Origin of the sequence: Demequina sp. NBRC 110056 (assembly GCF_002090155.1) — a bacterium.
GTDB lineage: Bacteria > Actinomycetota > Actinomycetes > Actinomycetales > Demequinaceae > Demequina.
This window is the reverse complement of the sequence record NZ_BBRM01000002.1, coordinates 733,390-759,925: the sequence shown is the minus strand read 5'-3', so window position 1 is coordinate 759,925 and position 26,536 is coordinate 733,390. Positions and strand designations below refer to the sequence as shown.

At 72.4% G+C, this 26,536-nt stretch carries 22 protein-coding genes; 20 read left to right on the top strand and 2 right to left on the bottom strand.

Annotated features, from left to right (window positions below):
* Positions 1-104: 104 nt before the first annotated feature.
* The 20 genes from mraZ (at position 105) to B7K25_RS03450 (ending at position 20,776) form a co-directional block, all read left to right on the top strand.
* Positions 105-572, top strand: coding sequence for a division/cell wall cluster transcriptional repressor MraZ (gene mraZ, locus B7K25_RS03545; protein ID WP_084104260.1), 468 nt, complete (start codon positions 105-107; stop codon positions 570-572).
* Between the two features lie 105 nt (positions 573-677).
* Positions 678-1,661: a 16S rRNA (cytosine(1402)-N(4))-methyltransferase RsmH gene (gene rsmH, locus B7K25_RS03540; protein ID WP_084104258.1), complete on the top strand. Its 984-nt coding sequence runs from the start codon at positions 678-680 to the stop codon at positions 1,659-1,661.
* Entirely contained in the window at positions 1,658-2,071 is a 414-nt protein-coding gene (locus tag B7K25_RS03535) for a hypothetical protein (protein WP_084104256.1), read from the top strand. The genes rsmH and B7K25_RS03535 overlap by 4 nt, the downstream gene beginning before the upstream one ends.
* The gene (locus B7K25_RS03530; RefSeq protein ID WP_084104254.1) at positions 2,068-4,089 is read left to right on the top strand and encodes a penicillin-binding protein 2; all 2,022 of its coding nucleotides are present in this window, start codon (positions 2,068-2,070) and stop codon (positions 4,087-4,089) included. Before B7K25_RS03535 ends, B7K25_RS03530 begins: the two co-directional genes overlap by 4 nt.
* An 11-nt stretch (positions 4,090-4,100) precedes the next feature.
* Positions 4,101-5,792, top strand: coding sequence for a UDP-N-acetylmuramoyl-L-alanyl-D-glutamate--2,6-diaminopimelate ligase (locus B7K25_RS03525; protein WP_084104526.1), 1,692 nt, complete (start codon positions 4,101-4,103; stop codon positions 5,790-5,792).
* Positions 5,789-7,177, top strand: a complete 1,389-nt coding sequence (murF, locus tag B7K25_RS03520) for a UDP-N-acetylmuramoyl-tripeptide--D-alanyl-D-alanine ligase (protein WP_084104252.1) — start codon at positions 5,789-5,791, stop codon at positions 7,175-7,177. Before B7K25_RS03525 ends, murF begins: the two co-directional genes overlap by 4 nt.
* On the top strand, positions 7,174-8,271 hold the full coding sequence (mraY, locus tag B7K25_RS03515) for a phospho-N-acetylmuramoyl-pentapeptide-transferase (protein ID WP_084104250.1): 1,098 nt from the start codon (positions 7,174-7,176) through the stop codon (positions 8,269-8,271). Before murF ends, mraY begins: the two co-directional genes overlap by 4 nt.
* Complete coding sequence (gene murD, locus B7K25_RS03510; RefSeq protein WP_084104248.1) at positions 8,268-9,644, top strand: UDP-N-acetylmuramoyl-L-alanine--D-glutamate ligase; 1,377 nt, start codon at positions 8,268-8,270, stop codon at positions 9,642-9,644. Before mraY ends, murD begins: the two co-directional genes overlap by 4 nt.
* 11 nt (positions 9,645-9,655) lie before the next feature.
* On the top strand, positions 9,656-10,891 hold the full coding sequence (locus B7K25_RS03505) for an FtsW/RodA/SpoVE family cell cycle protein (protein ID WP_084104246.1): 1,236 nt from the start codon (positions 9,656-9,658) through the stop codon (positions 10,889-10,891).
* The gene (locus B7K25_RS03500) at positions 10,884-12,023 is read left to right on the top strand and encodes a glycosyltransferase (protein ID WP_084104244.1); all 1,140 of its coding nucleotides are present in this window, start codon (positions 10,884-10,886) and stop codon (positions 12,021-12,023) included. The genes B7K25_RS03505 and B7K25_RS03500 overlap by 8 nt, the downstream gene beginning before the upstream one ends.
* Positions 12,020-13,474 (top strand): UDP-N-acetylmuramate--L-alanine ligase, encoded by a 1,455-nt coding sequence (gene murC / locus B7K25_RS03495; protein WP_234988059.1) that lies wholly within the window; start codon positions 12,020-12,022, stop codon positions 13,472-13,474. The genes B7K25_RS03500 and murC overlap by 4 nt, the downstream gene beginning before the upstream one ends.
* Before the next feature lie 454 nt (positions 13,475-13,928).
* Positions 13,929-14,813: a cell division protein FtsQ/DivIB gene (locus B7K25_RS03490; RefSeq protein ID WP_159450095.1), complete on the top strand. Its 885-nt coding sequence runs from the start codon at positions 13,929-13,931 to the stop codon at positions 14,811-14,813.
* 148 nt (positions 14,814-14,961) lie between these two features.
* Positions 14,962-16,140, top strand: coding sequence for a cell division protein FtsZ (gene ftsZ / locus B7K25_RS03485; protein ID WP_084104240.1), 1,179 nt, complete (start codon positions 14,962-14,964; stop codon positions 16,138-16,140).
* A 6-nt stretch (positions 16,141-16,146) separates the two neighbouring features.
* On the top strand, positions 16,147-16,869 hold the full coding sequence (gene pgeF, locus B7K25_RS03480) for a peptidoglycan editing factor PgeF (protein ID WP_144018819.1): 723 nt from the start codon (positions 16,147-16,149) through the stop codon (positions 16,867-16,869).
* Positions 16,870-16,951: 82 nt separating this feature from the next.
* Entirely contained in the window at positions 16,952-17,434 is a 483-nt protein-coding gene (locus B7K25_RS03475; RefSeq protein WP_084104238.1) for a cell division protein SepF, read from the top strand.
* Positions 17,435-17,453: 19 nt separating this feature from the next.
* Complete coding sequence (locus B7K25_RS03470; protein ID WP_084104236.1) at positions 17,454-17,753, top strand: YggT family protein; 300 nt, start codon at positions 17,454-17,456, stop codon at positions 17,751-17,753.
* 115 nt (positions 17,754-17,868) lie between these two features.
* On the top strand, positions 17,869-18,693 hold the full coding sequence (locus B7K25_RS03465) for a DivIVA domain-containing protein (protein WP_084104234.1): 825 nt from the start codon (positions 17,869-17,871) through the stop codon (positions 18,691-18,693).
* Positions 18,694-18,805: 112 nt separating this feature from the next.
* Entirely contained in the window at positions 18,806-19,258 is a 453-nt protein-coding gene (locus B7K25_RS03460) for a TraR/DksA C4-type zinc finger protein (protein WP_084104232.1), read from the top strand.
* On the top strand, positions 19,255-19,866 hold the full coding sequence (gene lspA / locus B7K25_RS03455) for a signal peptidase II (RefSeq protein ID WP_084104230.1): 612 nt from the start codon (positions 19,255-19,257) through the stop codon (positions 19,864-19,866). The genes B7K25_RS03460 and lspA overlap by 4 nt, the downstream gene beginning before the upstream one ends.
* Complete coding sequence (locus B7K25_RS03450) at positions 19,859-20,776, top strand: RluA family pseudouridine synthase (protein WP_234988058.1); 918 nt, start codon at positions 19,859-19,861, stop codon at positions 20,774-20,776. The genes lspA and B7K25_RS03450 overlap by 8 nt, the downstream gene beginning before the upstream one ends.
* A gap of 155 nt (positions 20,777-20,931) precedes the next feature.
* Here B7K25_RS03450 and B7K25_RS03445 read toward each other — a convergent pair whose 3' ends face one another.
* Together B7K25_RS03445 and hrpA are read right to left on the bottom strand one after the other, a co-directional pair.
* Positions 20,932-21,885 carry an alpha/beta hydrolase gene (locus B7K25_RS03445; RefSeq protein WP_084104226.1) on the bottom strand — a complete coding sequence of 318 codons (954 nt, stop codon included), beginning with the start codon at positions 21,883-21,885 and terminating at the stop codon, positions 20,932-20,934.
* Positions 21,886-21,904: 19 nt separating this feature from the next.
* On the bottom strand, positions 21,905-26,344 hold the full coding sequence (hrpA, locus tag B7K25_RS03440; protein WP_084104224.1) for an ATP-dependent RNA helicase HrpA: 4,440 nt from the start codon (positions 26,342-26,344) through the stop codon (positions 21,905-21,907).
* Between the last annotated feature and the right edge of the window lie 192 nt (positions 26,345-26,536).

The window sequence follows — 26,536 nt, the reverse complement described above, 5'->3', positions numbered from 1 at the left end:
TGACCGCCGCGGCACAGATTTCTCACAGTTGCTCCACGATCGTGGAGAGAAGTGGAGTAAAGTGGGGCGCACTGGCGAGTCGTGGCGTTGGGAGGTGAGGTCGAGTGTCGGAACTGGCGGCGCACGGCCTGGGACCCACAGGGGTCTTCCTCGGCACGTTCACGCCCAGGCTCGACGACAAGGGGCGGCTGATCCTGCCCGCCAAGTTCCGCGGCCGCCTGGCCTCGGGACTGGTCGCCACGCGCGGTCTCGACCGGTGCGTGTTCCTGTTCCCGTTGGACGAGTTCGCGGTCATCCACGACCGACTGCGTCGCGCTCCGCTCGAGAACAAGCGCGCCCGTGACTACCTGCGCAACTTCCTTGGCCACGCCCAGGACGACATCCCGGACAAGCAGGGGCGCATCCTGCTGGGCTCGCCGCTGCGCCGGTACGCGGGACTCGATCGGGAGGTCGCCGTGGTGGGCATGGGCTCGCGCGTCGAGATCTGGGACGCGGCGACCTGGGAGCAGTACCTGGAAGACGGAGAAGAGGACTACGCGGCCACCGCCGCGGAGGTGTTCGACGACATGTGAGGCCACCGTGGCCCGCGGCCTCCTCCCGCGCAGCTCTGACGGACTTCCCCCCGTCAGAGAGCCGGAGGGAGACCACGGGTCACGGTGCATCAGGAGGGGAGAGGAATGACCGATGCGGCATCGCGTCACCAGCCGGTGATGCTGCAGCGGTGCGTCGACCTGCTCGCGCCCTCCCTCGCCCGCAGCGGCGCGGTCGCCATCGACGGCACGCTGGGCATGGGCGGCCACACCGAGGCGATCCTCGAGCAGTGCCCCGAGGCGCGGGTGGTCGGGATCGACCGCGACCTCGACGCCATCGCGCTCGCCTCCGAGCGCCTCGCGCGCTTCGGCGACCGCTTCACCGCCCACCACGCGGAGTACGACGACATCCGCGGAGCGCTCGCCGCGGTGGGGGCCGATGCGGCCGACGGCATCCTGCTCGACCTCGGCGTCTCCTCGCTCCAGATCGACGAGGCGGAGCGCGGCTTCTCCTACGCCCAGGACGCTCCGCTGGACATGCGGATGAACCGCGAGGACCCCGTCACGGCGGCCGACCTCCTGCGCGACGCGGACCAGCGCGAGCTCACCCGGATCCTGAGGGACTACGGCGAGGAGCGCTTCGCGGCGCGCATCGCCGAGTCGATCGTGAAGCGCCGCGCGACGGCTCCCGTCACGCGCAGCGCCGAGCTCGCCGACATCGTGCGAGCCTGCATCCCGGCGGCCTCGCGCCAGCCCGGCTCGAACCCCGCCAAGCGCACGTTCCAGGCGCTGCGCATCGCCGTCAACCGCGAGCTCGAGGTGCTCGAGGACGCGATGCCGGCCGCCATCGAGGGCACCCGCGTGGGCGGGCGCATCGTCGTGATGGCGTACCAGAGCCTCGAGGACCGCATCGTGAAGTCCGCGTTCGCCGAGGGCGCGACGTCGTCGGCGCCGCCCGGGCTTCCCGTGGTCCCCGAGGACGACCAGCCGTACCTGAGGCTCGTCACCCGCGGTGCCGAGAAGGCGAGCGCCCAGGAGGCCGAGGCCAACCCCCGTTCCAAGCCCGTGCGGCTGCGCGCCGCCGAGCGCACCCGTCCCACCCCGCCGTCACGCCTGAGGAGGGCAGCATGAGCGCCGCGCCCCTGCGCAAGCCGCGCACCGTGTCCTCCGCCGGAGCGCAGCCCCGGGAGCGCACGCAGTCGCGCCAGCGGCCAGAGCTGCGTGCGGTGTCCGCCCCGGAGCAGGCGCGCTCGCTCGCGCCGTTCGCCTGGGGCTGCGTCGCGGTGGTGCTCGCCGCCATGCTTGCGGTCCTCATGATCAACACGGCGATGTCGGAGGGCGCCTACGAGCGGCGCGACCTCAAGATCGAGATCGCCCAGCTCCACCAGCAGCGCGCCTCGCTCATCAGCGAGCTCGAGTCCAACTCGTCGCCGACGTTCCTGGCGAAGGAGGCGGCCGGGCTCGGCATGGAGCCGGCCGAGAGCCTCGGCTTCGTCTCGCTCACCGACGGCTCGGTCCTGCAGCAGGGAGGCAAGGGATGACGCGCGAGGACGGCAGCAGCGGCGGTCAGCCGCGCCGTACGGGGGGCAAGCGCACGACGGGAGGCCAGCGCGCATCGGCGCCCCGGCCGAAGAGCCAGGGCTCGAGCCGTGACCGCGCCGCGCAGCCGCGCTCGTCACGGGCGAGCAGCGGGCAGCCCCGTCCAGCCCAGTCCCGTCCAGCCCAGTCCCGTCCAGCCCAGCGCCGCCCCGCGCCCGCCCGCACGGTCCGCGTCGGCGTCCCCGGCGCGGCGACCGTCGGCAACCCGCGCAACCGCCAGCGGATCATCACCCTGTTCAGCCTCGTGCTGCTCTTCGTGTTCGCGGTGCGGCTGGTCATGATCCAGGGCGTCAACGCCGCGGAGCTGTCGACCGCCGCCCTCGAGAACCGCCTCGCGACCACCACCGACGAGCCGCTGCGCGCAGACATCGTCGACCGCAACGGCGTGGTGCTGGCGACGTCGGCGGAGCGCTACCACGTGTTCGTGAACCAGGTGAAGCTCCAGGAGTGGTCGCGCCAGGAGGGCGGCCAGGTGGTGATGCAGGGGCCGCTCGACGCCGCCAAGGTGCTCGCGCCCATCCTCGGCGTGAGCGAGTCGGAGCTCGCCGTGGACCTGGTCGGCGACAAGTCCTTCCAGTACATCGCGAAGTACATCACCCCCGAGCAGTGGAACCTCATCGACGACGAGGGCATCTACGGCATCGACCGCGAGCCGGTCACCGAGCGCTTCTACCCCAACGGCGACATCGCGGGCAACATCGTGGGCTTCGTGGGTGGCCGCGAGGACAAGCAGGGCGTGAACTGGGGTCTCGCGGGCATCGAGGCGTCCTACGAGGACGAGCTGCTCGGCACCCCCGGCTCCCTCACCTACGAGCGCGGCGGCGGCGGCACGGTCATCCCGACCGGCGTGCTCGAGGAGGAGCCCGCGGTGCCGGGCTCGAAGGTGGTGCTCACCATCGACCGCGACATCCAGTACTACGCGCAGGAGCGCCTGGCGCAGGCGCTCTCGGAGTCCGGGTCGTCGGCCGGCATCGTGATGATGCAGGACGTCCAGACGGGCGAGGTCCTCGCGCTCGCGGACTCCGGCTCGGTGGACCCCAACGACCCCGGCTCGACCCCGGCGTCGCGGCGCGGCTCGAGCGCCGTCGAGGACGTCTTCGAGCCCGGCTCGACCGCGAAGATCATCACCATGGCCGCTGCCCTCGAGGAGGGCCTCGCGACTCCCACCAGCCGCTACGTCGCGCCGTACCAGTACACGACCGACAACAACCAGACCTTCAAGGACTCGCACGAGCACGCCGACGAGAAGCTCACCCTGTCCGGGATCCTCGTCAGTTCCTCCAACACGGGAACCATCCAGGTGGGCGAGGACCTCACCGAGGAGCAGCGCTACCAGTACCTGTCCGACTTCGGCTTCGGCCAGCGCACGGGAGTGGGCCTGCCGACCGAGTCGGCCGGCATCCTGCACCCGTGGCAGAAGTGGGACGGCCGCACCGAATGGGCCGTGCTGTACGGCCAGGGCGTGTCCGTGACGGCGCTGCAGACCTCGCAGGTCTACCAGACGGTCGCGAACGGGGGAGTGCGCATCGCTCCGAGCCTCGTCAAGGGTCTCCAGCAGCCCGACGGCACGCTCGTCGAGAGCGAGGCCGCCGAGCCCGTCGAGGTGATCTCCGAGGACACGGCCGACCAGCTCATGCTCATGCTCGAGGACGTCACCGAGTCCGGCACCGGCGGCATGGCGAAGATCGACGGCTACCGCGTGGCCGGCAAGACCGGTACGGCCCAGGCGGTCGGCTCGGACGGCCAGCTCAGCCGCATCATCGCGTCGTTCGTGGGCGTGGCGCCCGCGGACGACCCGCGTATCGTCGTGTCCGTGATCCTGTTCGACCCCAAGAGCTCCATCTGGGGTGGCGTGGTGGCCGCGCCAGTGTTCTCCGACGTGGCAACCTTTGGTCTGCAGGCCTTGCGCGTTCCGCCGTCGGGACCCGCCGAGGAGTTCTACCCGACCACCTGGGAGTGACCGTGCAGGAGATGGCACTGCGACCTCAGCGTTCTGTGCCCCGCACGCTCGCCGAGATCGCCCACCGCGCTGGCGCGAGCCTGCGCAGCGCCGATGCGGCCGCGGCGGACGCCGTCCGCGTCACCGGCGCGACGGTCGACTCGCGCGACGTCCGCGACGGCGACCTCTTCGGCGCCTTCACGGGGCTCAAGGTGCACGGCGCGACGTTCGCGCGGGACGCGATCGCGGCCGGCGCGGTGGCGGTGCTCACCGACGCCGCGGGTGCGGAGCTCCTCGCCGACGTGACGGTGCCGGTTCTCGTGTCGGCCGATGCGCGGGTCGCCATGGGAGAGGCCGCGGCACTGGTCTATGGGGACCCGTCGCGCGAGCTCGCCTTCGTGGGGGTGACCGGCACCAACGGCAAGACCACGACCGCGTACTTCATCGACAACGCGCTCGCGCAGACGCACGAACGCCGCGGCATCATGGGCACCGTCGAGCTGCGCATCGGAGGAGAGGCGATCGAGTCGCCCCGCACCACCGTCGAGGCACCGGTCCTGCACGGCCTGCTCGCCCGGATGGTCGAGGACGGCGTCACCGCCGCCGTGACCGAGGTGAGCTCCCACGCGGCCGCCCTCGAGCGCATCGGCGGCGTGGACTTCTCGGTCGCCGTGTTCACCAACCTGCAGTGGGACCACCTGGACTTCCACGGCACCATGGAGGCCTACCTCGAGGCCAAGGCCAAGCTCTTCGCCCCCGGCCGCGCGCGCCGCGGCATCATCAACGTCGACGACGAGTGGGGCCGCAAGCTCGCCGCGCAGGTGCGGATCCCGTGCGAGACGGTCTCGACCCACGTCGACGACCCGCAGGACGCGGACTGGGTGGTCACGAGCGCGGACATCGGGCTCGACGGCGTGGGATCGCGCTTCGTGTTCCGGGCCCCCGACGGCTCGAGCCACGCGGCGGCGTCCCCGCTGCCGGGCCTCGTCAACGTGTCCAACGCGATGGTCGCGATCGCGGCCGCTCACGCCGCGGGCGTCCCGCTCGAGAAGGCGATCGACGGCGTCGCCACGGCCCACGAGGTCCCAGGCCGCATGGAGCGCGTGGTCGAGCGCTCGGAGGCGGACCCCCTCGCCATCGTGGACTACGCCCACACGCCGGACGCGCTGACGCTCGCGCTCCAGGGGGTTCGACCCATCACGCCGGGACGCCTTATCCTCATCTTCGGCTCCGACGGCGACCGCGACCAGGGCAAGCGCCCCGTCATGGGCTCGATCGCGGCGGACCTCGCCGACGTGATCGTGCTCACCGACGAGAACCCGCGCTCAGAGGAGCCGGCCGCGATCCGCGCGGCGATCCGCGAGGGCATCCGGGAGGCACGCCCGGACCTGCGCGACGTGCACGAGGTCGAGCCGCGCGTCGCTGCCGTCGAGTACGGGCTTCGCCTGGGCGCGCCTGGCGACACGGTCATCGTCACGGGCAAGGGTCACGAGCCCACCCAGGAGATCGCCGGCGTGTTCCACCGCTACAACGACCGCGACGCCTACCTCGCGGCGCACGAGCGGATCTCCGCCGGCGCGGCGCCGCTCGCCGCCGCCGTCACGGTGCACGGACCCGTGAGCGAAGTCGATGCGGCGGTCGCCACGCTCTTCGTCGCCGCCTCCGTCGACGCCTCCGCCGCCGCCTCCTCCGCCGCCGAGCCGACGCCGGGGGAGACCGCGTGAGGCCCGTCACCGCGCAGTGGGTCGCGAACGCCGTGGGCGGCGAGCTCGCGGCGGACGTGCACGCCTCGGTCTCGTCCGTCATCAAGGACTCCCGCGACGCCGTCGACGGCGCGCTGTACGCGGCGTTCGTGGGCGAGCGCGTGGACGGCCACGACTACGCGCCTCAGGCGTTCGCCGCGGGCGCGAGCCTCGCGCTCGTGTCGCAGCCGGTCCCCGGGCCCCACGTGCTCGTCGAGGACGTCACCGCCGCGCTCGGCCGCCTCGCCGCGGCGTATTTGGCTCTGCTGCGCACCGAGGGCGACATCACGGTGATCGGCATCACCGGGTCGAACGGCAAGACCACCACCAAGGACCTGCTGGCGCAGGTGCTGCCGGACGCGATCGCTCCGGAGGGCAGCTTCAACAACGAGATCGGCCTGCCGCTCACGGTGCTGCGCGCCGACGCCACCACGCGCCACCTCGTGCTCGAGATGGGCGCGTCGGCGCCGGGCGACTTGGCCTACCTCACCGCGATCGCGCCGCTCGACATCGCCGTGGTCCTCACCGTCGGCAGCGCCCACCTGGGCGGCTACGGCTCGCCCGAGGGGCTCGCCGAGGAGAAGGCGACGCTGCTCGACGGGCTCGTGCCCGGCGGCGTGGCGCTGCTCAATGCCGACGACGCGCGGGTGGCCGCGATGGCGCAGCGCCCCGTGCTCGGCGAGGACGGACGGCGCACCTCGACGTTCGGCACGGCCGCATCGGCGGCGCTGCGCGCGAGCGCCGTGACCGTGGACCGCGGCCGCGCCCGCTTCCACGTCGAGGCGGCCGGCGAGGCCGCCGACGCCGCGCTCACGCTCGTGGGCGAGCACCACGTGACCAACGCGCTCGCCGCGACCGCCGTCGCCCTCGAGCGTGGGCTCGACCTGTCGCGCGCATCGGCGCTCGTGGGGGCCGCGAGGCCCCTCAGCCCGCACCGGATGGCACTGACCGAGCGCGCCGACGGCGTGTGGATCCTCGACGACAGCTACAACGCGTCACCCGAGTCGATGGCAGCCGCGCTGCGCGCGCTCAAGGACGTCGCGACCACCGGCAGGTCCTTCGCCGTCGTGGGCGAGATGCGGGAGATGGGCGAGTCCTCGCGGGCCGGCCACGAGGAGGTCGGGCTCACCGTCGTGAGGCTGAGGATCGACCACCTGCTCGCCGTCGGCGAGGGTGCGCGGCCCGTCTACGTCTCCGCCGTCCGCGAGGGCTCGTGGGGGGACGAGGCCGCGTACGTCGCTACGATTGACGAGGCCCGCGCGTACCTCGACGCGCGTCTCGAGCCGGGCGATACCGTGCTGATCAAGGCGTCCCACGGCTCCGGGCTGTGGAAGCTGGCCGACGAGCTGCTGGGAGTGGATGCATGAGAGCGGTGGTCTTCGCGGGAGGAATCTCGCTGTTCATCGCGTTCCTGGGCACCCCGCTGTTCATCCGCTTCCTCACCCGCCACCAGTACGGCCAGTTCATCCGCCACGACGGACCCGCATCGCACCTGGTCAAGCGCGGCACGCCCACCATGGGCGGCGTCGTCATCATCGGCGCGACGGTCATCGGCTGGCTGCTCGCGAACCTGCTCACCGGCCGCACGCCGTACGCGTCCTCGATGCTCGTCGTGCTGCTCATCGTCGGCCTCGGCTTCGTGGGCTTCCTCGACGACTACATCAAGATCCGCCAGGAGCGCTCGCTCGGTCTGAGAGCCCGCTACAAGATCCTGGGCCAGGCCGTCGTCGGCATCGCGTTCGCGGTGCTCGTGCTGCAGTTCCCCAACCAGCACGGCATCACGCCCGCCTCGGAATCGATCTCGTTCCTGCGTGACACCGCCCTCGACCTCGCCTACTGGGGCCCCGCGGTGGGCATCATCCTGTTCGTCATCTGGGCGAACTTCCTCATCACCGCCTGGTCCAACGCCGTCAACCTCACCGACGGCCTCGACGGCCTCGCGACGGGCGCGGCGCTCATCTTCTTCGGCGCGTACACGATCATCTGCGTCTGGCAGTACAACCAGTGGTGCAGCCTCGACGCCGCCACGAACCAGTGCTACGAGGTCCGCGACCCGCGCGACCTGGCCATCCTGTGCGCCGCGATCGCCGGCGCGTGCTTCGGGTTCCTGTGGTGGAACGCGTCCCCCGCGAAGATCTTCATGGGCGACACCGGCTCGCTCGCGCTGGGCGGCGCGATCGCAGGAGTGACGATCATGTCGCGCACCGAGCTGCTGGGCGTCATCATCGGCGGCCTGTTCGTCATCATTGTCGCGAGCTCGGTCATCCAGATCGGCTATTTCAAGATCTCCGGCGGCAAACGGGTGTTCAAGATGGCGCCCCTGCATCACCACTTCGAGCTGCTCGGGTGGGGCGAGGTGACCATCGTGATCCGCTTCTGGATCATCGCGGGCCTCGCCGCCGCAGCCGGCGTGGGCATCTTCTACGCCGAGTGGATCGCGGCGCTGCCGCCGGGCGAGTGAGCGGGGAGCCCCTTGCCGGCCTGCGGGTGCTGATCCTCGGGCTCGGCGTCGCCGGACGGTCAGCGCGCGAGGCGTGCGCCGAGGTGGGCGCCACGGCGGTCGTGGTCGACCCCGGCGCGCCCGACGCGGATCACGCCGACCTCGCCGAGGTCGCCGTCGCCGGCTTCGACCTGTGCATGTCCTCGCCAGGCTTCGCGCCGCATCACCCGTGGGTGGTCGCGGTCGCCGATGCGGGCGTCGAGATCGTCTCGGAGATGGAGTTCGCGTGGCGCGTGCGGCGCCAGGGCATCCCCTGGGTGCTGGTCACCGGCACCAACGGCAAGACCACGACGACGCAGATGGTGGGCGCGATCGCGGCCGCCGGGGGACTCGACGTGGCGGTGTGCGGCAACATGGGCGTGCCCGTGATCGCGGCCGCCCGTGAGCGCCGCGACCTGCTCGCCGTCGAGATCGCGTCCCTGCAGCTGCACTTCACGTCGACCTTGTCGCCGCACGCCGCCGTGTGCCTCAACGCCGACGAGGACCATCTCGACTGGCACGGCTCGGTCGAGGCCTACCGTGCGGACAAGGCCCGCGTGTACAACCTCGTCCAGGTCGCGTGCGTGTACCCCGCAGCGGATGCGGTGGTCGAGGCGATGGTCGCCGACGCCGAGGTGGTCGAAGGCGCTCGCGCGATCGGCGTCACGCTCGGGTCGCCCGCGGTGTCCCAGCTGGGCGTCGTCGAGGGCCTGCTCGCGGACCGTGCCTTCCACGACGGCCGCCGCACCGAGGCGCTCGAGCTGGGCGCGGTGTCCGACCTCGAGCACCTGGTCGCCGGCGCCGTGCCGCCCTACCTCGTCACCAACGCCCTCGCGGCCGCGGCGCTGTGCCGCGCCGTCGGCGTCGCGCCGGAGGCCGTCGGCGAAGGGCTGCGGTCGTTCGGGCTCGACGCGCACCGGACCGCGCACGTCGCGACCGTCGGCGAGGTGCACTGGGTGGACGACTCCAAGGCCACCAATGCGCACGCCGCGATCGCGGCCTTCGGGGGGCGCTCGGCGCGGTCCGTAGTGTGGATCGCCGGCGGGCAGGCCAAGGGTCAGGAGTTCGACGACCTCGTCCAGCGGGTCCGCGACAGGGTGCGTGCGGTCGTGCTCATCGGGGCGGATCCGGAGCCGTTGGCGAGCGCGCTCGCAGGACACGCGGCCGATATCCCCGTGACCCGCATCGAACCGGGCGACACTGTGATGGAGCAGGCGGTGGAGGCGGCTCGACGCCTGGCCCAGCCTGGCGACACAGTCCTCCTGTCACCGGCTTGCGCATCGTTCGATCAGTTCCGCTCCTACGCGGACAGAGGGGACGCCTTCGCGGCAGCGGTGGGGGCGCTGGAAGCCTGAAGGAGGCGTTGATGACGGCCACGGCCCCGCGGCGCACTCCCGCATCCCGTGACGGAGGCAACGGCCCTCAGCCCAGCGGCTCACCGGTCCTGACGTACTACCTGCTCGCCGCCGCGACCGCGCTGCTCGTGGTCGTCGGCCTCGCGGTGGTGCTGTCCTCGACCTCGTCCGACGCGCTGCGCCGCACCGGCGACAACCCGTACTCGCTGTTCCTGTTCCAGGTCCTCGCGCTCGGAGTGGGCGTGGTCGCGCTCGTGTTCGGCTCCCGCATGCCGCTCGGGTTCTGGAAGAAGCTCGCCTTCCCGTTGCTGCTCACCTCGATAGGCCTGCTGCTAGTCGTGGTCGCCGTGGGTGAGGCGTCGGGCGGAAACCGCAACTGGATCCGCATCGGCCCCGCCACGTTCCAGCCGTCCGAGCTCGCCAAGCTCGCGCTCGCCCTGTTCCTCGGCGTCGCCCTCGCGGTGGGCCGCGAGCAGCTGACGACGCTGCGCGGCGCGCTGGTGCCCGGCGGCATCGCCGCCATCACCGTGCTCGCCCTGGTCCTCATCGGCCGCGACATGGGCACCGCGATCGTCATCTGCCTCATGGTCGCGGCCGCGTACTGGGTCGCGGGCCTGCCGCTGCGGTGGTTCGCCGCCGCGGGCGGCGTCGCCGTGGTCGGCGCCATCGTGCTGCTCAACGAGGGCACGTCGCGTGGCTCGCGCATCGACGCGTGGCTCAACCCGGAGACCTGCGACCCGCAGGGCGCGTGCATGCAGACCCTCCACGGCACCTGGGCGCTCGCCTCGGGCGGGCTGTGGGGCCTCGGCCCGGGGATGAGCCGCGAGAAGTGGGGCTACCTGCCCGTCGCGGACTCCGACTTCATCTTCTCCATCATCGGCGAGGAGTACGGCCTCGTGGGCACGCTGCTGATGCTGGTCGCGTTCGGCATGCTGATCGTCGCGGTCAACCGGCTCGTGACCCGCCACTCCGACCCGTTCGTGCAGATCTCCGCGGCGGCCATCGGCGCGTGGATCGTCGGCCAGGCGTGCATCAACATCGCGGTCGTCGTCGGCCTCGCGCCGGTGACCGGTGTGCCCCTGCCGCTCGTGTCCTCGGGTGGCTCCTCGCTCATGGTGTCGCTCGCCGCGATCGGCGTGCTCATGGCCTACGCGCGCCGCGAGCCGGGCGCCCAGGAGGCCTTCGCCGCGCGCCCCTCCGTCATCAAGCGCTCCTTCGCCGTCGTGGCCCGGGGCCGCCGTGGCTAGCATCCTGCTCGCCGGCGGTGGCACCGCCGGACACGTCAACCCCCTGCTCGCAACCGCCGCGGAGCTGCGCTCGCGCGATCACGTCGTCGCCGCGCTGGGCACCGCGGAGGGCCTCGAGCAAGACCTGGTGCCGCGCGCGGGCGTGCCGCTGCACACCGTTCCCAAGGTGCCGATGCCGCGGCGCCCCTCGGGCGACCTGCTCCGGCTGCCCCGCAACCTGCGAGCGGCCGTTGCGGCCGCATCGGCTGCCATCGAGGACTCGAAGGCCGATGCCGTGGTCGGCTTCGGCGGATACGTCTCGACCCCGGCATACCTCGCCGCGCGCAAGGCCAAGGTCCCGATCGTCGTGCACGAGGCGAACGCCCGGCCCGGCATCGCGAACGAGCTCGGCTCGCGTCTCACGCGGCACGTCGCCGTCACCTTTCCCGGCACCAAGCTGCGCGGCGCGGTCGTCACGGGCCTGCCGCTGCGCCCCGAGATCGGCGAGCTCGCCGACGTGCTCGCGGACCCGACGGCCGGTCCCGAGGCTCGCGCCGCGGCGCGTGCCGTCGCGGGCTGGAGCGCCGACGCCCCCGTGCTGCTCGTCACGGGTGGGTCCCTCGGCGCCGCGAGCGTCAACGCCGCCGTCGTCGACGCCGTGCCGCGGCTCGTCGCCGGCGGGGTCCACGTGTGGCACCTCACGGGCCTGGGCAAGGACGAGGACGCCCGGCGCGTCCACAGCCTGCTGCCGCCGGACCAGGCGGGCCGCTACCGCGTCGAGGAGTACAGCCACGACATGGCCACGGCGCTCGCCGCGGCCGGCGCGGTCATCTGCCGCGCGGGCGCCGCGACGGTGTGCGAGGTCACGGCGCTCGGGCTCCCGGCGCTCTACGTGCCGCTGCCCCACGGCAACGGCGAGCAGGCCGACAACGCGCGCCCCGCCGCGGCCGCGGGTGCGGCCGTCATCGTGGACGACGCGGACCTCGACCCGGTCGCCATCGAGCGCGGGGTGGAGCACATGCTGCTCGACCCCGAGGTCGCAGAGTTCATGCGCGGCGCCACCGAGGCGATCGCGATCCGCGACGGCGCCGCCCGCGTGGCGGACATGATCGAGACCGCCATCGGCGCCGGCCCGCGCGAGGGGGACGCGTGACCGAGCGCATGCACTTCATCGGCGTCGGCGGCTCCGGCATGTCCGCCGTCGCGCGGCTCGTCGCCGCGCGCGGCGTGACCGTGTCGGGCTCCGACCAGCGCGAGTCCGCGTACTTCCTCGCGCTGCGCGAGGCGGGGATGGACGTGAGGATCGGCCACGACGCGACGTACGTCGAGGGCGTCGATGCCGTCGTGATCTCGACCGCCGTGCGCGAGACCAACCCGGAGCTGGCCCGCGCGCGCGAGCTCGGCATCCGCGTGCTGCACCGCTCGGAGGCACTGGCGTTCGCGCTCGAGGATGACCGTCTGGTCGCCGTCGCGGGCTCCCATGGCAAGACCACGACCTCCGCGATGGTCGCGCACACGCTGCACCGCAGCGGCATCGACGCGTCCTTCGCTGTCGGCGCGCGGGTGTTCGGCGTCGAGGGTGCGGTCGCGGGCGGCTACGCGGGCACCGCCGGCATCGGCGTCGTCGAGGCCGACGAGTCCGACGGCTCCTTCCTCCGCTACGACTCGGAGGTGGGGATCCTGCTCAACATCGAGCCGGACCACCTCGACCACTACGGCTCGGTCGAGCGTCTCGAGGAGGCGTTCGCGCAGTTCGCGCTCGGCTGCCGCGTGCTCATCGCGTGCGCCGAGGACGCCACCGTCATGCGCATCGCGGACCAGGCGCGCGACGCGGGCGTCGACGTCATCACCTACGGCTTCGAGGGCTCGGACGCGGACGTGCAGGTCTCCGCGACCCACCTCTCCGTGACCAGCCCCCTCTCCTCCGGCGAAATGGATCCATCTCGCTGGCCTCAGCCCTTAAAGCAGCGAGATGGATCCATTTCGCGCGATGGCGAGGTGGCGCTCGACGGACCGTTGCGGCTCACGGTGCCCGTGCCCGGCTCGCACCAGCGGCTCAACGCCGCGGCCGCGTGGGCGGCGGCGGTCGTCATGGGCGCCGATGCGCTCGCAGCGGCCGATGCGCTGTCCACCTTCGCGGGCACGGGACGGCGCTACCAGCTTCGCGGCGAGGTCGGGGGAGTGCGCGTGGTCGACGACTACGCCCACCACCCCACGGAGGTCGCGGCCGTGCTCGCCGCGGCCCGCTCCGCGGGCCAGGAGCACCTGGTCGTCCTGTTCCAGCCCGCGCTCTTCACGCGGACGCAGCTGCACGCCGGCAACTTCGCGGCCGCCCTGTCGATCGAGGATGCGGACGTGGTCATCGCGGGCGTCCACGGCGACCGCGAGGACCCGATCCCCGGCGTCAGCTCGCAGAGCATCCTCGACCAGATGGTCGTGCCCGAGGGCTCGTCGGCCCAGGTGGTGGAGGACCTGCGCGAGGCCGCGGACGTCGCCGCCTCGCTCGCGCGTCCCGGCACCCAGGTGATGACGGTCGGCTCGGGCACCGTGACGCTCGCGGCCGATTGGATCCTCGACCGCCTCCGGGACGGCTCCGATGGCTGAGCGACGGCCCCCGACGACGGGCAGCGTCGCTCGCCCCGCCGCGCCGCGGTCGAGCCAGCAGCGCACGGCGCAGAATCGAACGGCTCAGGATCGAACGGGACAGGATCGGCCAGCGCAGGATCGTGCCCCCCGCTCGCGGCCCGCCGCAGCGAGCGCGCCGTCGAAGCGTGGTTCCGGAGGAGCTGCCAAGCGCGACTCCGGTGGCTCGCCGTCGCGCGGCGCCAACGCCAAGCGCACCGCCGAGTCCTCGCGCAAGCCCGCCGCGCCGCGCAAGCCTGCGCGGGCCACCAACGCACGCCCGGCGTCGACGCCGTCGGCTCCACGTCAGCGCGCGGCGGCGTCGGCCGCCCGTCCGCCGTCGGCACGGTCGTCGGCTACTTCGGCGCCCAGCGCGACCTCGGCGCAGCGTTCAGTTCAACCGCCGCGATCGTCCGAGGTGCAGACCCAGCCGGGCGTGCTGAGCCGCACCCTGTCGACCCTCACCGGCGGCCGCCTCGGCCGCTCGGGTGCGGAGGCGAGCGAGACCCAGCCCGCGCATCGGCCCTCACCGACTTCCGGCACCCTCGCGACCCCGTGGGCGAAGACGGCGGCGACGCCGTCGACCGTGTCCACCCGCATGCAGGACCGGCTCAAGGAGAAGCGCAGCGCGCATCGGCGCCTGCTGTCGGCGCGCTGGGGACGCCGGGCTCTCTACGCCGCAGGAGGAGTCGCCGCGGCGTGGGTGCTGCTGATGTCGCCGGTGTTCGCGTTCGACGACGACAACCTCGAGGCGAGCGGCTTCGGCACGGTGGTCGACCCCGCGGACGTCGAGGCGATCGTGGCGGAGTCGGCTGGCACGTCGCTCGTGCTGCTCAACACGGCGCACGTCTCCGACCGCCTCGAGGAGCTCGTGGGGGTGAAGGAGGCGCGCGTCGAGCGTGTGTGGCCCGCGGGCCTGCGCGTCACGATCGACTCCGCGGAGCCCGTCGCCGCGATCCCGGTCGCGGACGGCACGTTCGTCCTGCTCGACGAGAGCGGCACCCAGGTCGCCGAGGCGGAGGCCGCGCCCGAGGACCTGCCCGTGGTCAACGTGCCGGTCGACGCGGAGAACTCTCGCATCCTCGACGGCGTGATCGCGGTGATCGACGAGGTGCCGGTGTCCCTGCGCGACCGGATCCAGGACGTCGAGGCGCAGACCGAGGACTCGATCCACTTCGTGCTGCGCGACGGGCCACGCGTGGAGTGGGGGAGCGCGGAGGAGTCCGCGCTCAAGGCGCAGGTGCTGCTGGTGCTGCTCGAGGAGCAGGCCGACGCGGACGTGATCGACGTCTCCGCGCCGACGCTGCCGACGGTGTCCTGACCGCTCCCGCCGCCAAGGTCGCCGCGATTATCCGGCGACACGCGCGCGCCTCACGCGCCGATCGCGCGCCCGGCCGTACCTTCGGACGTGGAAGTAGTTGACATAACTATAACCCTCAACTAGAGGGTTAAGGTTGGGAGAGGGTCTCATGGCCGCACCGCAGAATTACATCACCGCCATCAAGGTCGTCGGCGTGGGCGGCGGCGGCGTGAACGCCGTCAACCGCATGATCGACGTCGGCCTCAAGGGAGCCGAGTTCATCGCCATCAACACCGATGCGCAGGCGCTGCTCATGTCCGACGCGGACGTGAAGCTCGACATCGGCCGCGAGCTCACCAGGGGACTGGGCGCCGGCGCCGACCCCGAGGTGGGTCGCCAGGCCGCCGAGGACCACGAGGACGAGATCGCCGAGGCGCTCAAGGGCGCCGACATGGTGTTCGTCACCGCAGGCGAGGGCGGCGGCACCGGCACCGGTGGCGCGCCCGTCGTGGCCCGCATCGCGCGCGGACTGGGCGCCCTCACCGTGGGCGTCGTCACCCGCCCGTTCAGCTTCGAGGGCCGCCGCCGCGCGGACCAGGCCGACTCCGGCATCCAGCGCCTGCGCGAGGAGGTCGACACCCTCATCGTGATCCCCAACGACCGCCTGCTCGACATCGACGACACCGAGCTGTCGATCCTCGGCGCGTTCGCGGCCGCGGACCAGGTGCTCCAGGGCGGCGTCCAGGGCATCACGGACCTCATCACGACCCCGGGCCTCATCAACGTCGACTTCAACGACGTCAAGTCCGTCATGCAGGGCGCGGGCACGGCCCTCATGGGTGTGAGCTCCTCGCGCGGCGAGTCCCGTGCTCTCGAGGCGGCCGAGGGCGCGATCTCGTCGCCGCTGCTCGAGGCGTCGATCGAGGGCGCGCACGGCGTGCTGCTGTCGATCGCCGGTGGCTCGAACCTGGGCATCAAGGAGGTCGAGACGGCCGCCCGCCTGGTGCGCGAGGCCGCCCACGCCGAGGCGAACATCATCTTCGGAACGGTCATCGACGACTCGCTCGGCGACGAGCTGCGCATCACGGTCATCGCGGCAGGCTTCGACGGCGGCGCTCCCACCACGCGTCACCACTCGGGCGCGCTCGGCACCATCGAGGGCGCGAAGGCGACCCCGACGGCCGAGGAGAAGGAGCCGGTCAAGGTTCCGGTCGAGTCGTCCTCGGCGCCCGTGCCGCAGGCGATCGACGCTGACGACGCCGAGCCGGCGCCCGCGACCGACGCCATCGACGTGAGCCCGGTCCGCAAGGAGGCCGACGCCCTCGACGTGCCCGAGTTCCTGCGGTAGGGGCAGGTGCTCGACGCCGGACTGGGAGTTCGCGCGTTCTTCACGAGTCGCGCAGGGGGCGCGAGCGTCGCTCCCTTCGACTCGCTCAACGTCGCCGACCACGTGGGCGACGACCCCGCCGCCGTGGCGCGCAACCGGGAGACGGTCGCGCGCCACGCCGGCGCTCCGGTGACGTTCCTGTCAGCGGAGCACGGGATCGCGGTGGCGCGCATCTCGCGCCCCGGTGAGGTGGCGCAGACGGCCGATGCGCTCGTCACCGACGTGCCCGGCGTCGCCCTCGCAGCGATCGCGGCCGACTGCGTCCCCGTGCTCATGCACGACCCCACGACGGGCGCCGTCGCCGCGGTGCATGCGGGGCGCGAGGGGCTCTTCTCGGGCGTCATCGACAACGCCGTCGCCTCCCTGCTCGACATCCGCGGGGTGGGCCGCCACAGCCGCGGCGCCGGCGGGATGCACGCGTCGATCGGGCCGTCCGTGTGCGGCCGCTGCTACGAGGTCCCCGCGGAGATGCGCGCCCGTGTCGCGGCCCGCCATCCGTCCGCGTTCACCTCGACCCGCACGGGAACGCCGTCGCTCGACCTGGGGCGCGCCATCGAGACCCGGCTGTCCCAGCTGGGCTTCGAGCAGATCATCCGCAGCCGGCTGTGCACGGTCGAGACGGACACCCTGTTCTCCCATCGCCGCGACGGCGTGACCGGCCGATTCGCCGGAGTTGTGGTGTGCGAATGACCGCGCGGCGTGTCGCTCCCCGAGTGGGTGCGACGCCCGACCTACCGTTCTACCAAGAGCGAGATCTTCGAAGGAGCCCCCGATGAGCGCGATGCGCAAGGCGATCCAGTACCTCGGATTCGACGTGAACCAGCACGAGGAGTACGACTACGCGGACGACGAGCTCGCGCCCGTCACCAACCTCCACGACATGTCCGAGGTGCGCGAGCGCCACGAGGCACCGGCGAAGGCCGCGCGCAACGAGCGCCAGCGCACGCCCGCGAGCCACATGTCGGCGAACGACCTGCGCCGCATCCAGACCATCAAGCCGCGCACCTACAACGACGCTCGTCTCATCGGCGAGGCGTTCCGCCAGGGCGTGCCGGTCATCATGAACCTCACCGAGATGTCCGACGCCGACGCCAAGCGTCTGGTCGACTTCTCGGCGGGCCTGTCGTTCGGCCTCCACGGCTCGATCGAGCGCGTGACGACCTCGGTGTTCCTGCTGTCGCCGGCCCACGTCGAGATCGGCATGGACACCGAGCAGCCCGAGCCCGTCGAGAACGAGTTCTTCAACGGCCGCTAGCCTCCGTTAGGCTCTCTGCGTGGTCCTGATCCTCGACGCGCTGCGCTTCGCGCTGTTCCTGTTCATGCTGACGCTGTTCGCGCGCGTCATCCTGGGCCTCGTGCTCTCGTTCGCGCGCGATTGGCGACCCAGCGGCATCTCCCTCGTGGTGACGGAGTCCGTCTTCACGATCACGGACCCGCCGCTCAAGGTGCTGCGCAAGGTCATCCCGCCCCTCCAGCTGGGCCAGCTGCGCCTCGACATCGCGTTCCTGGTGCTGTTCTTCTCCTGCTACCTGCTGAGCGCGGTGCTGGCGTACGCGAGCGTGGCGGTCCGGTGATGACCGCTCGCCCTTGAGCGGGCGACGACGGGTGCCGATAGACATCCTTGAGTAGAGTGACCAAGACGGAAGGCCGGTATCCCGGCCGGACCGAGGAAGTGAAGGTGGTTCGACCATGGCACTGCTGACGGCAGAGGACGTTCTCAACAAGGCGTTCTCGAAGACCAAGTACCGCGAGGGCTTCGACCAGGACGAGGTCGACGACTTCCTCGACGAGGTCGCGCACACGATCCAGTCGCTCACCGCTGAGCGCGACGACCTCGCGCAGCGCCTCGCCCAGGCGCAGGCTGGCACCGCCACCACGCCGTCGCAGCCGTCGGCCCCCGAGCCCGAGCCCTCGACCGAGGGTGGCCTCCTCGCCGCCGCGACCGACCCCACTCCGCCCAGCGCGACCGGCATGCTCGCGATGGCGCAGAAGCTTCACGACGAGTACGTGCAGGCCGGCGAGTCCGAGCGCGACCGCCTCATCGACGAGGCGAAGGTCAAGGCCGAGTCGATCGTCGAGCAGGCCGAGACGGACGCCCGCGACCGCATGGACCAGCTCGCGACCGAGCGCACCGAGCTCGAGACCAAGATCGACGACCTGCGCCGCTTCGAGCGTGACTACCGCGCTCGCCTCAAGAGCTACCTCGAGAACCTCCTCGGTGACCTTGACCACGGTGCCAAGTCCGAGGAGCCTGCGGCTCCTGCGGCCGCTCCCGCCTTCGACGGCGGCTTCGGCCAGGCCGCCGAGGACGCCTCGGTCGCCGACGCGCCGTCCGCTGCTTCGGCCGCGGCCGACGAGGACGGCCCCAAGGCCGCCGAGAGCCCCTGGGCTCAGGTGCGCGACCAGGAGCCCTCGGCCGAGAGCGCCGCGCCCTGGGGCGCATCGCCCGCCGGCTCGAGCGACGTCGCCCAGGTGTTCGGCGAGCAGCCGGCCGCCGAGGACGAGCAGCGCTGAGCTGAGACCGAGTGACGGCGCGCCGTACGGCGCGCGGTGCTGGCGTGGCACTTTGCGATGCCGGGCAAACGGGATTAGTCTCTCGTCACTACCCTGATTCGAGGAAGAGGGCATGACCAGTACTGATGTGACGATCGTGGTCGTCGATCCGGCCGAGCTCAAGGCCGGCGACGCCAAGCGCCTCGCGGTGCGCGACGGGGACGAGCCCTGGAAGGTCGCCGAACTTCGCGCGATCGTCAAGACGCTCAACGCTGACGTCGAGCGGCTGGTGCAGGAGTTCCACGGTGCCGAGCACGAGCTCGACGACCTGCTCCACACCTCGGAGGGTGCTGGCGACGACCAGGCAGACGCGGGGTCGACGGCCCTCGAGCGCGAGCAGGAGATGTCGATCGTCAACAACACGCGCGACATGCTCGAGCAGAGCGTCGACGCGCTGCGCCGCGTCAAGGCCGGCACGTACGGCACCTGCCAGTCGTGCGGCCAGGGCATCGGCAAGGCTCGCCTCCAGGCGTTCCCGCGTGCCACCCACTGCGTGACCTGCAAGCAGCGCGAGGAGCGGCGGTGACCTGGCGACCAGCCCTGTGGCTGGTCGCCCTCCTGGTGGTGGTGATCGATCAGATCACCAAGCAGTGGGCCCTTGCCGCCCTCGAGCCGGGCGAGCAGGTCGAGGTCCTGGGGGACTTGCTGTCGTTCCAGCTGGTCTTCAACTCCGGGGCCGCGTTCTCGCTGGGCAACGACACGACGTGGATCCTCACCATCGTCGCGCTGATCGTGACGGCGGGCATCGTCTACTACGCACGGCGCGCGCAGTCGCGGCTCGCGGTCGTGATCTTCGGCATCGGCCTCGGCGGCGCGGTGGGCAACCTCATCGACCGGCTGTTCCGGGAGCCGTCCTTCGGCCAGGGGCACGTGGTCGACATGATCAACTACAACGGCTGGTTCGTGGGCAACGTCGCCGACATCGCCATCGTGGGCGCCGCGGCCGCCGTGCTGCTGCTGAGCTTCATGCACAAGCCGCTCCTGGCGCCCGAGCCGAGCGAGGACGGCGTGGCTGAGTCGAACGTCGAGGCGGCCGATGCGCACGCCGGCGACGCTCCCGCGTCACCCACCGACGGGGTCGTGGACGACGCTCCCGCGGCGTCCTCGCCGAGCGACGCCGACCACCGTGGCTGACACCCGCTACCTGCCCGTCCCCGATGCGGTGGTAGGCGACCGCGCCGACGCTGCGCTCGCGCGCATGCTCGGCCTGTCCCGCACCAAGGCCGCCGAGTTGCTGAGCGACGGCGCGGTCATGCTCGACGGGCGGATCCTGGGGAAGTCGGATCGCGTCAGCGACGGCATCCTCGCCGTGGACATCCCCGACGAGCGCGAGGCGGCCCCGGAGCCCGAGCTTCCCGGTGGGCTCGGCATCGTCTACGAGGACGCTGACCTGGTCGTGATCGACAAGCCCGTGGGCGTCGCCGCGCACCCGTCACCGGGGTGGACCGGACCGACGGTCGTCGGCGCACTCGCCTCGATGGGCGTCACGGTCGCCGATGCGGGACCGGCCGAGCGCAAGGGCATCGTGCACCGCCTCGACGTGGGCACCTCGGGCCTCATGGTCGTCGCGCGATCCGTGCCGGCGTACTCGGCGCTCAAGGCGGCGTTCAAGGAGCGGACGGTCGAGAAGGTCTACCACGCGATCGCGCAGGGCCACCTGGACCCGACGGCGGGCACCATCGACGCGCCCATCGGCCGCCACCCGTCCTCGGACTACAAGTTCGCGGTCGTGCAGGACGGCCGGCCATCGATCACCCACTACGAGGTGCTCGAGATGTTCCCCGCGGCGTCGCTGCTCGAGATCCACCTCGAGACCGGCCGCACGCACCAGATCCGCGTGCACATGGCCGCGATGCGCCACCCGCTCGTGGGCGACCAGACCTACGGCGCCGACCCCGCGCTCGCGCGCCGCCTGAACCTGTCCCGCCAGTGGCTGCACGCGCGCGAGCTCGCCTTCGAGCACCCCGTGCGCGGCGGCGAGGTGCGGGTCTCGTCGGAGTACCCCGAGGACCTCGCGAGCGCGCTCGAGCAGCTCCGCGGCTAAGGCCTCAGGTCGCTCCTCTTCGTACCGCTCAACACACAGCGGGGACGCAGGAGACTGGTGAGGCGCACGGGACAGCACAATGACCTCACCCGTCACCTCAGCCCCAGCTGTGTGTTGAGCGGTACGCGAGACTCCGGGTGGTCGGGCTTGCAGCTCTATGAGAGCGAGTCGAGGAACGCGAGCGCCGCCGCGGTGATCTGCGCCCGCGCGTCGTCGTCCGAGATCGTCGCCACGCCGTCTCCGGGCTGGGGTCCGTAATCGCCGAACTGCGCGTGGCTCGCGCCCTCGATGATCGTGAAGTGCGCGTCCGCCGGCAGGTTGGCGCGGGACTCGTCGATCGCCTCGGGCGTCGACAGCCCGTCCTCGGTGCCGGAGATCGACTCCACGGCGGCCGTGAGCGTCGAGCTGATGTCGCCGGCCGGGTAGGACGCGAAGAGTAGGAGTCCGGCCGCCGGAGCCGCGGCATCGTCGCTGGCATCGGCCTCCATGGACGCGACGACGCCGCCCAGAGAGTGCCCGCCCACCGCCCACGACGTCACCCTCGGGAAGTCCTCACGCGCGGCATCGAGGGCGCCCATGTTGAGGAAGCCGATCCCGAGCGGCTGCTTGGTGATCACCACGAGGTGACCGGCCTCGGCGAGCGGCCGCAGATGCGCGGCGTACGCGCGGGGGTCGACGCGGGCGCCTGGTTGGAACAGCAGCGCCGGCTCGTCCCCGCCATCGGCGGGCTCGAAGACGATCCGGGTCGCGGTCTCGGTCACCGCGACCGCATCATCGGACTCCAGAGCCATGAGCGCCGGCTCGATCGCGGGGAAGGGGCGCAGCCACGCGACGGTGACGATCCAGACGAGGCCCAGGACGGCTCCGCCCACGCGCAATGCCCGGCGCCACCCGGGACGGCCCGTGCGACGCGTCACGCTCAGCACGAGCACGAGGACGGACCCGATGGCCGTCAGCGCGAGCAGGATCGCGTACGCGGGGTGGCCGTGCACGATCGCGCCCCACGCCGTCACGCACGCCCACGCGACCACGCCGAGCGCCGCGGCGGCGAGCACACGGTCGGTCCACAGCAGCCAGGCGGGCGTGGGGGTGCTCTCGGGCGACGTCATGGCAGGGTCCTCTCGAGCGTCATGCGAGCAGCTTGCGGATGCGCTTGTCGCTGACCGGCTCGGACGTGCCGAGCCCCTGGGCGAACAGCGACACCCGGAGCTCCTCGAGCATCCAGCGCGCGTGGTCCAGCTGCGCCGCGCGCTCGGGGTCAGGACGACCCTGGGCGGCCGATGCGCGCGCAGCCTCGAGCTCTTCGGTCACCTCGCGTACGGTCCAGATCTGCGCGGCGTCACGGTTCGGGTCTGCCGTCGCCTTCTCGAGCCGCGCCGAAGCCGCCTTGAGGTAGCGCGGCAGGTGCGGCAGGCGCTCGAGGGGGGTGCGGGCGAGGAAGCCGTCGCCGACGAGCGCGTCAGCCTGGGCGCGGATGTCGGCGACGACGGCGAGCAGGGCCATCGAGCGCGAACCGCTCAGCGCAGCGTCCAGGTCGCGGTAGGCGTCGAGGGCGGCGACGACCAGGCCGGCGAGCCGGTGCGTCTCGTCCTCGATCCGGGCACGGACGTGGTCGCGGGCGCGCCCGTAGGCGTCGGCGTCCATGACGGCGGCCGCGGACACGTCGGGCCCGGACGTCAGTGAGCGCACGGCTGTCTCCTGCAGGGCGGCGACGAGCGCGTCCGTACCGCGGTAGGGCGCGGCGGCCAGGGTCAGCGCCTCGCGTCCGGTCCAGCGCGAGCTGATGCGCTTGGGCGCCAGCGCGCACTCCGTCAGGAGCAGGCGTTGGACGCCCGCCGCGTGCGCCGCGGCGCGGTCCTCGGCAGACGCGAGCACCCGCAGCGCGGCGGCCTTGCCCTCGTCGACGAGCGACGGATAGCCGCGGACTGTGGCGCCGCCCACGGTGCCGGTGACCTCGTCGGGCAGCGCGCCTCCCGGAAGGTCCGGCCAGGTGGCGAGCCCAGCGCGCTCGGCAAGACCAGAGGCGGAGGCCGCGCCCGCGAGGGCGGCGGCATCGACCCGGCTGGTGCCGTCTTGGCCGCCACCCGAGGAGACGTCGGCGGGGGAGCCGGCGGGCGCATCGGCGCTGCGGCCGCGACCGGAAGCGGCCCGTGCGGCGCGCTCGACCGCCGAGCTCACCGCGGTCTGAGCCTGAGGTGCCAGCGAGCGCTGCAGCAGCACGAGGTCGGTGGACTCCTCGAGGGTGCGGCCGCGCTCGTCCTCGGCGCGGAAGGTCATGCGCAGGTGCGCGGTGAGGCGCTCCGCGAGGCCCTCCCATGCCTCCGCCGGGATCTCGACGCCGCGCACTGCCCGCACGGCGCGCGTGAACGCGTCGCGATAGGAGTCCGCCATGTCGCCGGCGCGCGCCATGTCGGCCCACTCCGGCGTCTCGCGCGCGAGCCACGCGACCACGTCGCGCGCCGCGTCCGGCGCGGGGACCAGCAGCCGGCGCACGGTCTTGGGCAGCGCGCGGATGGTCGCGGTGGCGAGCTCGGCGCTCATGCCGGGCACCATCCAGTCGAAGCCGTCGGGCACCACCCGCGGGAGCACCGCGAGGGGGATGTGCACGGTGACGCCGTCCGCATCCGTGCCCGGCTCGAACTGGTAGGTGAGCGGCAGCTCGAGGTCGCCCTGCGGCCACAGCTCGGGGTACTGCGAGGTGTCGACGTCCTGGTGCTCCGGCGCGACGGTGTCGAGGGACAGCGTCAGCAGCTCGGGGGAGCGGCGGCGCTCGTCCTTCCACCAGCGGTCGAAGTGGCGCTGTGACACCACGTCCTCGGGGATCCGCTCGTCGTAGAAGTCGAACAGCGCCTGGTCGTCGGCGAGCAGGCCGCGCGTGCGGGAGCGAGCCTCGAGCTCTTCCGCCTGCTCGATGAGCCGCTGGTTGTCCTTCCAGAAGCGGTGGTGCGTGTCCCAGTCGCCCTCGACGAGCGCGTGGCGGATGAACAGGTCGCGCGCCTCCTCGGGGCGGACGCGGCCCCACAGCACCGTGCGGTCCGCGACGATGGGCACGCCGTAGAGCAGCACCTTCTCGGTCGCGACGGCCGCGCCGCGGCGCTTGGACCAGTGCGGGTCGGAGTACGTGCGCTTGGCGAGGTCTCCCGCAAGGTCCTCGGCCCACTCGGGCTGGACCGCGGCGACGTCGCGCGCCCACAGACGGCTGGTCTCGACCAGCTCCGCGGCCATGATGAACGCAGGCGGCTTCTTGGACAGGGGAGAGCCGGGGAAGATCGCGAACCGCGCTCCGCGCGCGCCCATGTACTCGTTGCGCGCCTGCTTCTTCGCGCGGCGCATCGCCGCCTCGCGCTGCGGCCCTCGCAGGTGGGAGAACTGCGACGCCTTGGGCTCGCCGGTCTCCTGCATGCCCAGCTGCGACAGCAGCCCGGCGAGCACGGACCGGTGGATGGCGTCGGCGTTCCACACGTAGCGATGCGCCTGACTATCAGCGACGTCCGACGAACGCTGCGCGTCAACGCGGGGCATGGCGAGCCCCAGCGGCTTGGCGGTGATGCGGATCTGCTCCACCACGTCCTGCCACTCGCGCACGCGCAGGAAGTTCAGGTGCTCGCTCTTGCACAGCCGACGGAACGCGTTGCCGGACAGGTCGCGGCGCTGCTCGCGCAGGTACTCCCAGAGGTTGAGGTAGGCAAGCAGGTCCGACGTGGGGTCAGCGAAGCGTCGGTGCAGCGCGTCGGCGGCCTCGCGGTGCTCGGCCGGCCGCTCGCGCGGATCCTGGATGCTGAGGGCGGCCGCGATGATCGCCACCTCGCGCGCGACGCCGTGGCGCCCCGCCTCGACGATCATGCGCGCCTGGCGCGGGTCCATCGGCAGGCGCGCGAGGGAGCGTCCCGTCGTCGTGAGCCGTGCGCGACCGCCGTCATCGGTCGCGATCGCGCCCAGCTCGGTGAGCAGCTGCACGCCGTCGCGGATGGCGCGCGTGTCGGGCGGCTCGACGAAGGGGAAGGCCGCGACGTCGTCGGGAGAGGACACCACGCCCACGGCGATCATCTGCAGCAGCACCGACGCGAGCGACGTGCGCAGGATCTCGGGCTCGGTGAAGGCGGGGCGCCCCTCGAAGTCTTCATCGGCGTAGAGGCGGATCGCGATGCCGTCCGCGAGGCGGCCCGCGCGTCCGGAGCGCTGGTTGGCGCTCGCCTGCGAGATGGGCTCGATGGGCAGGCGCTGGACCTTGGTGGCCTTCGAGTACCGGGAGATGCGCGCCGTTCCCGGATCCACGACCGAGTGGATGCCGGGGACCGTCAGCGAGGTCTCCGCGACGTTCGTCGACAGCACGATCCGGCGGTGCGAGTGCCGCTCGAACACGCGGTGCTGCTCGGCGGCCGAGAGTCGGCTGTACAGCGGCAGGATCTCGACGCGCTGGGGGTGGCGGGCGTCCCGGGCGCGCGGACCGAGCCAGCCCTCGAGCGCATCGGCCGCGTCCCTGATCTCCCGCTCGCCGGACAGGAACACGAGCACGTCGCCCGTGGTCTCGCGCATGAGCTCCTGGCAGGCGTCGACGATGCCCGTCGCCTGGTCCTTCTCCTCGCCCCGCGTCTCGCCCGCGAGCGGCCGGTAACGGATCTCGACCGGGTACGTGCGGCCGGTGACCTCGATCACGGGCGCCGTGGCCGGGGCATCAGGGTCGGCCGATGCGCTCGCTGGGTCCTCGAGGTCGTCCACCTCGAGCGGGGGCAGGGGCCCGCCGGGCGCGAAGTGGCGGGCGAAGCGCTCGGAGTCGATGGTCGCCGAGGTGATGATGATCTTGAGGTCGGGCCGGCGCGGCAGCAGGTTGGTGAGGTAGCCGAGCAGGAAGTCGATGTTGAGGCTGCGCTCGTGCGCCTCGTCGATGATGAGCGTGTCGTACGCGAGCAGGTCGGGGTCGCGCTGGATCTGCGCGAGCAGGATGCCGTCCGTCATCACCTTGACGAGAGTCTTCTCGCTCGACTGGTCGGTGAAGCGCACCTGGTAGCCGACGATCGCGCCCAGCGTGGTGCCGAGCTCCTCGGCGATGCGCTCCGCCACCGACCGCGCGGCGATGCGTCGCGGCTGCGTGTGGCCGATCTGCCCCGCGCGCCCGCGCCCCAGCTCGAGCACGATCTTGGGAAGCTGCGTGGTCTTGCCCGAGCCGGTCTCGCCCGCGACGATCACCACCTGGTGGTCGCGGATCGCCTGCGAGATCTCGTCGCGGCTCGCGCTGACGGGCAGCTCGGGCGGGTACGTGATCGGCGGGACCTCGACGGCCTCGCGGGTGCGGGCGGCGGCCTCGAGCTCGCCGCGGCTCACGCGCCGATGCGGGTCGCGCCCGCGCTGGCCACCGCCCCCGCGCTGGGCTTGCCCGCGGCGGTCGCCGCCACGTCCGGCGCCGCCCTGCGCCTCCTCGCCCTGGCCGTTGCCGCGCTGGCCCTGGTTGCCGCGCCCTCTGCGACGGCCCGACCGTCGCCCCTGCCCGAGCGCGTCGGGGGACGACCCAGCCCGCGCATCGGCGCTGCTGCCGTCGGGCGAGGGGGACTGGGGACTCACGCCGGCCATTGTCCCAAGGTTCGAGCTGCTCATAGTTCTCTCGACACCGTTCCCCCGACACTTCCGAACATCGTGAGCCCGACACGCGGGCGCGACGGTCGCATCGGCCCCTCATCATCGGCGTGTTGCTGGGCGGATGTTCGAAACTGTCGGGAGGTTGGTGGAGGAGGGGACTCGATGTCGGTTGCCAGCCCTAGAATC

Bases quoted from the DNA above. Each gene is read 5' to 3' on its own strand.
- rsmH (WP_084104258.1), top strand. From the start codon at position 678: ATGACCGATGCGGCATCGCGTCACCAGCCGGTGATGCTGCAGCGGTGC.
- B7K25_RS03535 (WP_084104256.1), top strand. From the start codon at position 1,658: ATGAGCGCCGCGCCCCTGCGCAAGCCGCGCACCGTGTCCTCCGCCGGA.
- B7K25_RS03530 (WP_084104254.1), top strand. From the start codon at position 2,068: ATGACGCGCGAGGACGGCAGCAGCGGCGGTCAGCCGCGCCGTACGGGG.
- B7K25_RS03525 (WP_084104526.1), top strand. From the start codon at position 4,101: ATGGCACTGCGACCTCAGCGTTCTGTGCCCCGCACGCTCGCCGAGATC.
- mraY (WP_084104250.1), top strand. From the start codon at position 7,174: ATGAGAGCGGTGGTCTTCGCGGGAGGAATCTCGCTGTTCATCGCGTTC.
- B7K25_RS03505 (WP_084104246.1), top strand. From the start codon at position 9,656: ATGACGGCCACGGCCCCGCGGCGCACTCCCGCATCCCGTGACGGAGGC.
- ftsZ (WP_084104240.1), top strand. From the start codon at position 14,962: ATGGCCGCACCGCAGAATTACATCACCGCCATCAAGGTCGTCGGCGTG.
- B7K25_RS03475 (WP_084104238.1), top strand. From the start codon at position 16,952: ATGAGCGCGATGCGCAAGGCGATCCAGTACCTCGGATTCGACGTGAAC.
- B7K25_RS03465 (WP_084104234.1), top strand. From the start codon at position 17,869: ATGGCACTGCTGACGGCAGAGGACGTTCTCAACAAGGCGTTCTCGAAG.
- B7K25_RS03460 (WP_084104232.1), top strand. From the start codon at position 18,806: ATGACCAGTACTGATGTGACGATCGTGGTCGTCGATCCGGCCGAGCTC.
- B7K25_RS03445 (WP_084104226.1), bottom strand. From the start codon at position 21,885: ATGACGTCGCCCGAGAGCACCCCCACGCCCGCCTGGCTGCTGTGGACC.
- hrpA (WP_084104224.1), bottom strand. From the start codon at position 26,344: ATGGCCGGCGTGAGTCCCCAGTCCCCCTCGCCCGACGGCAGCAGCGCC.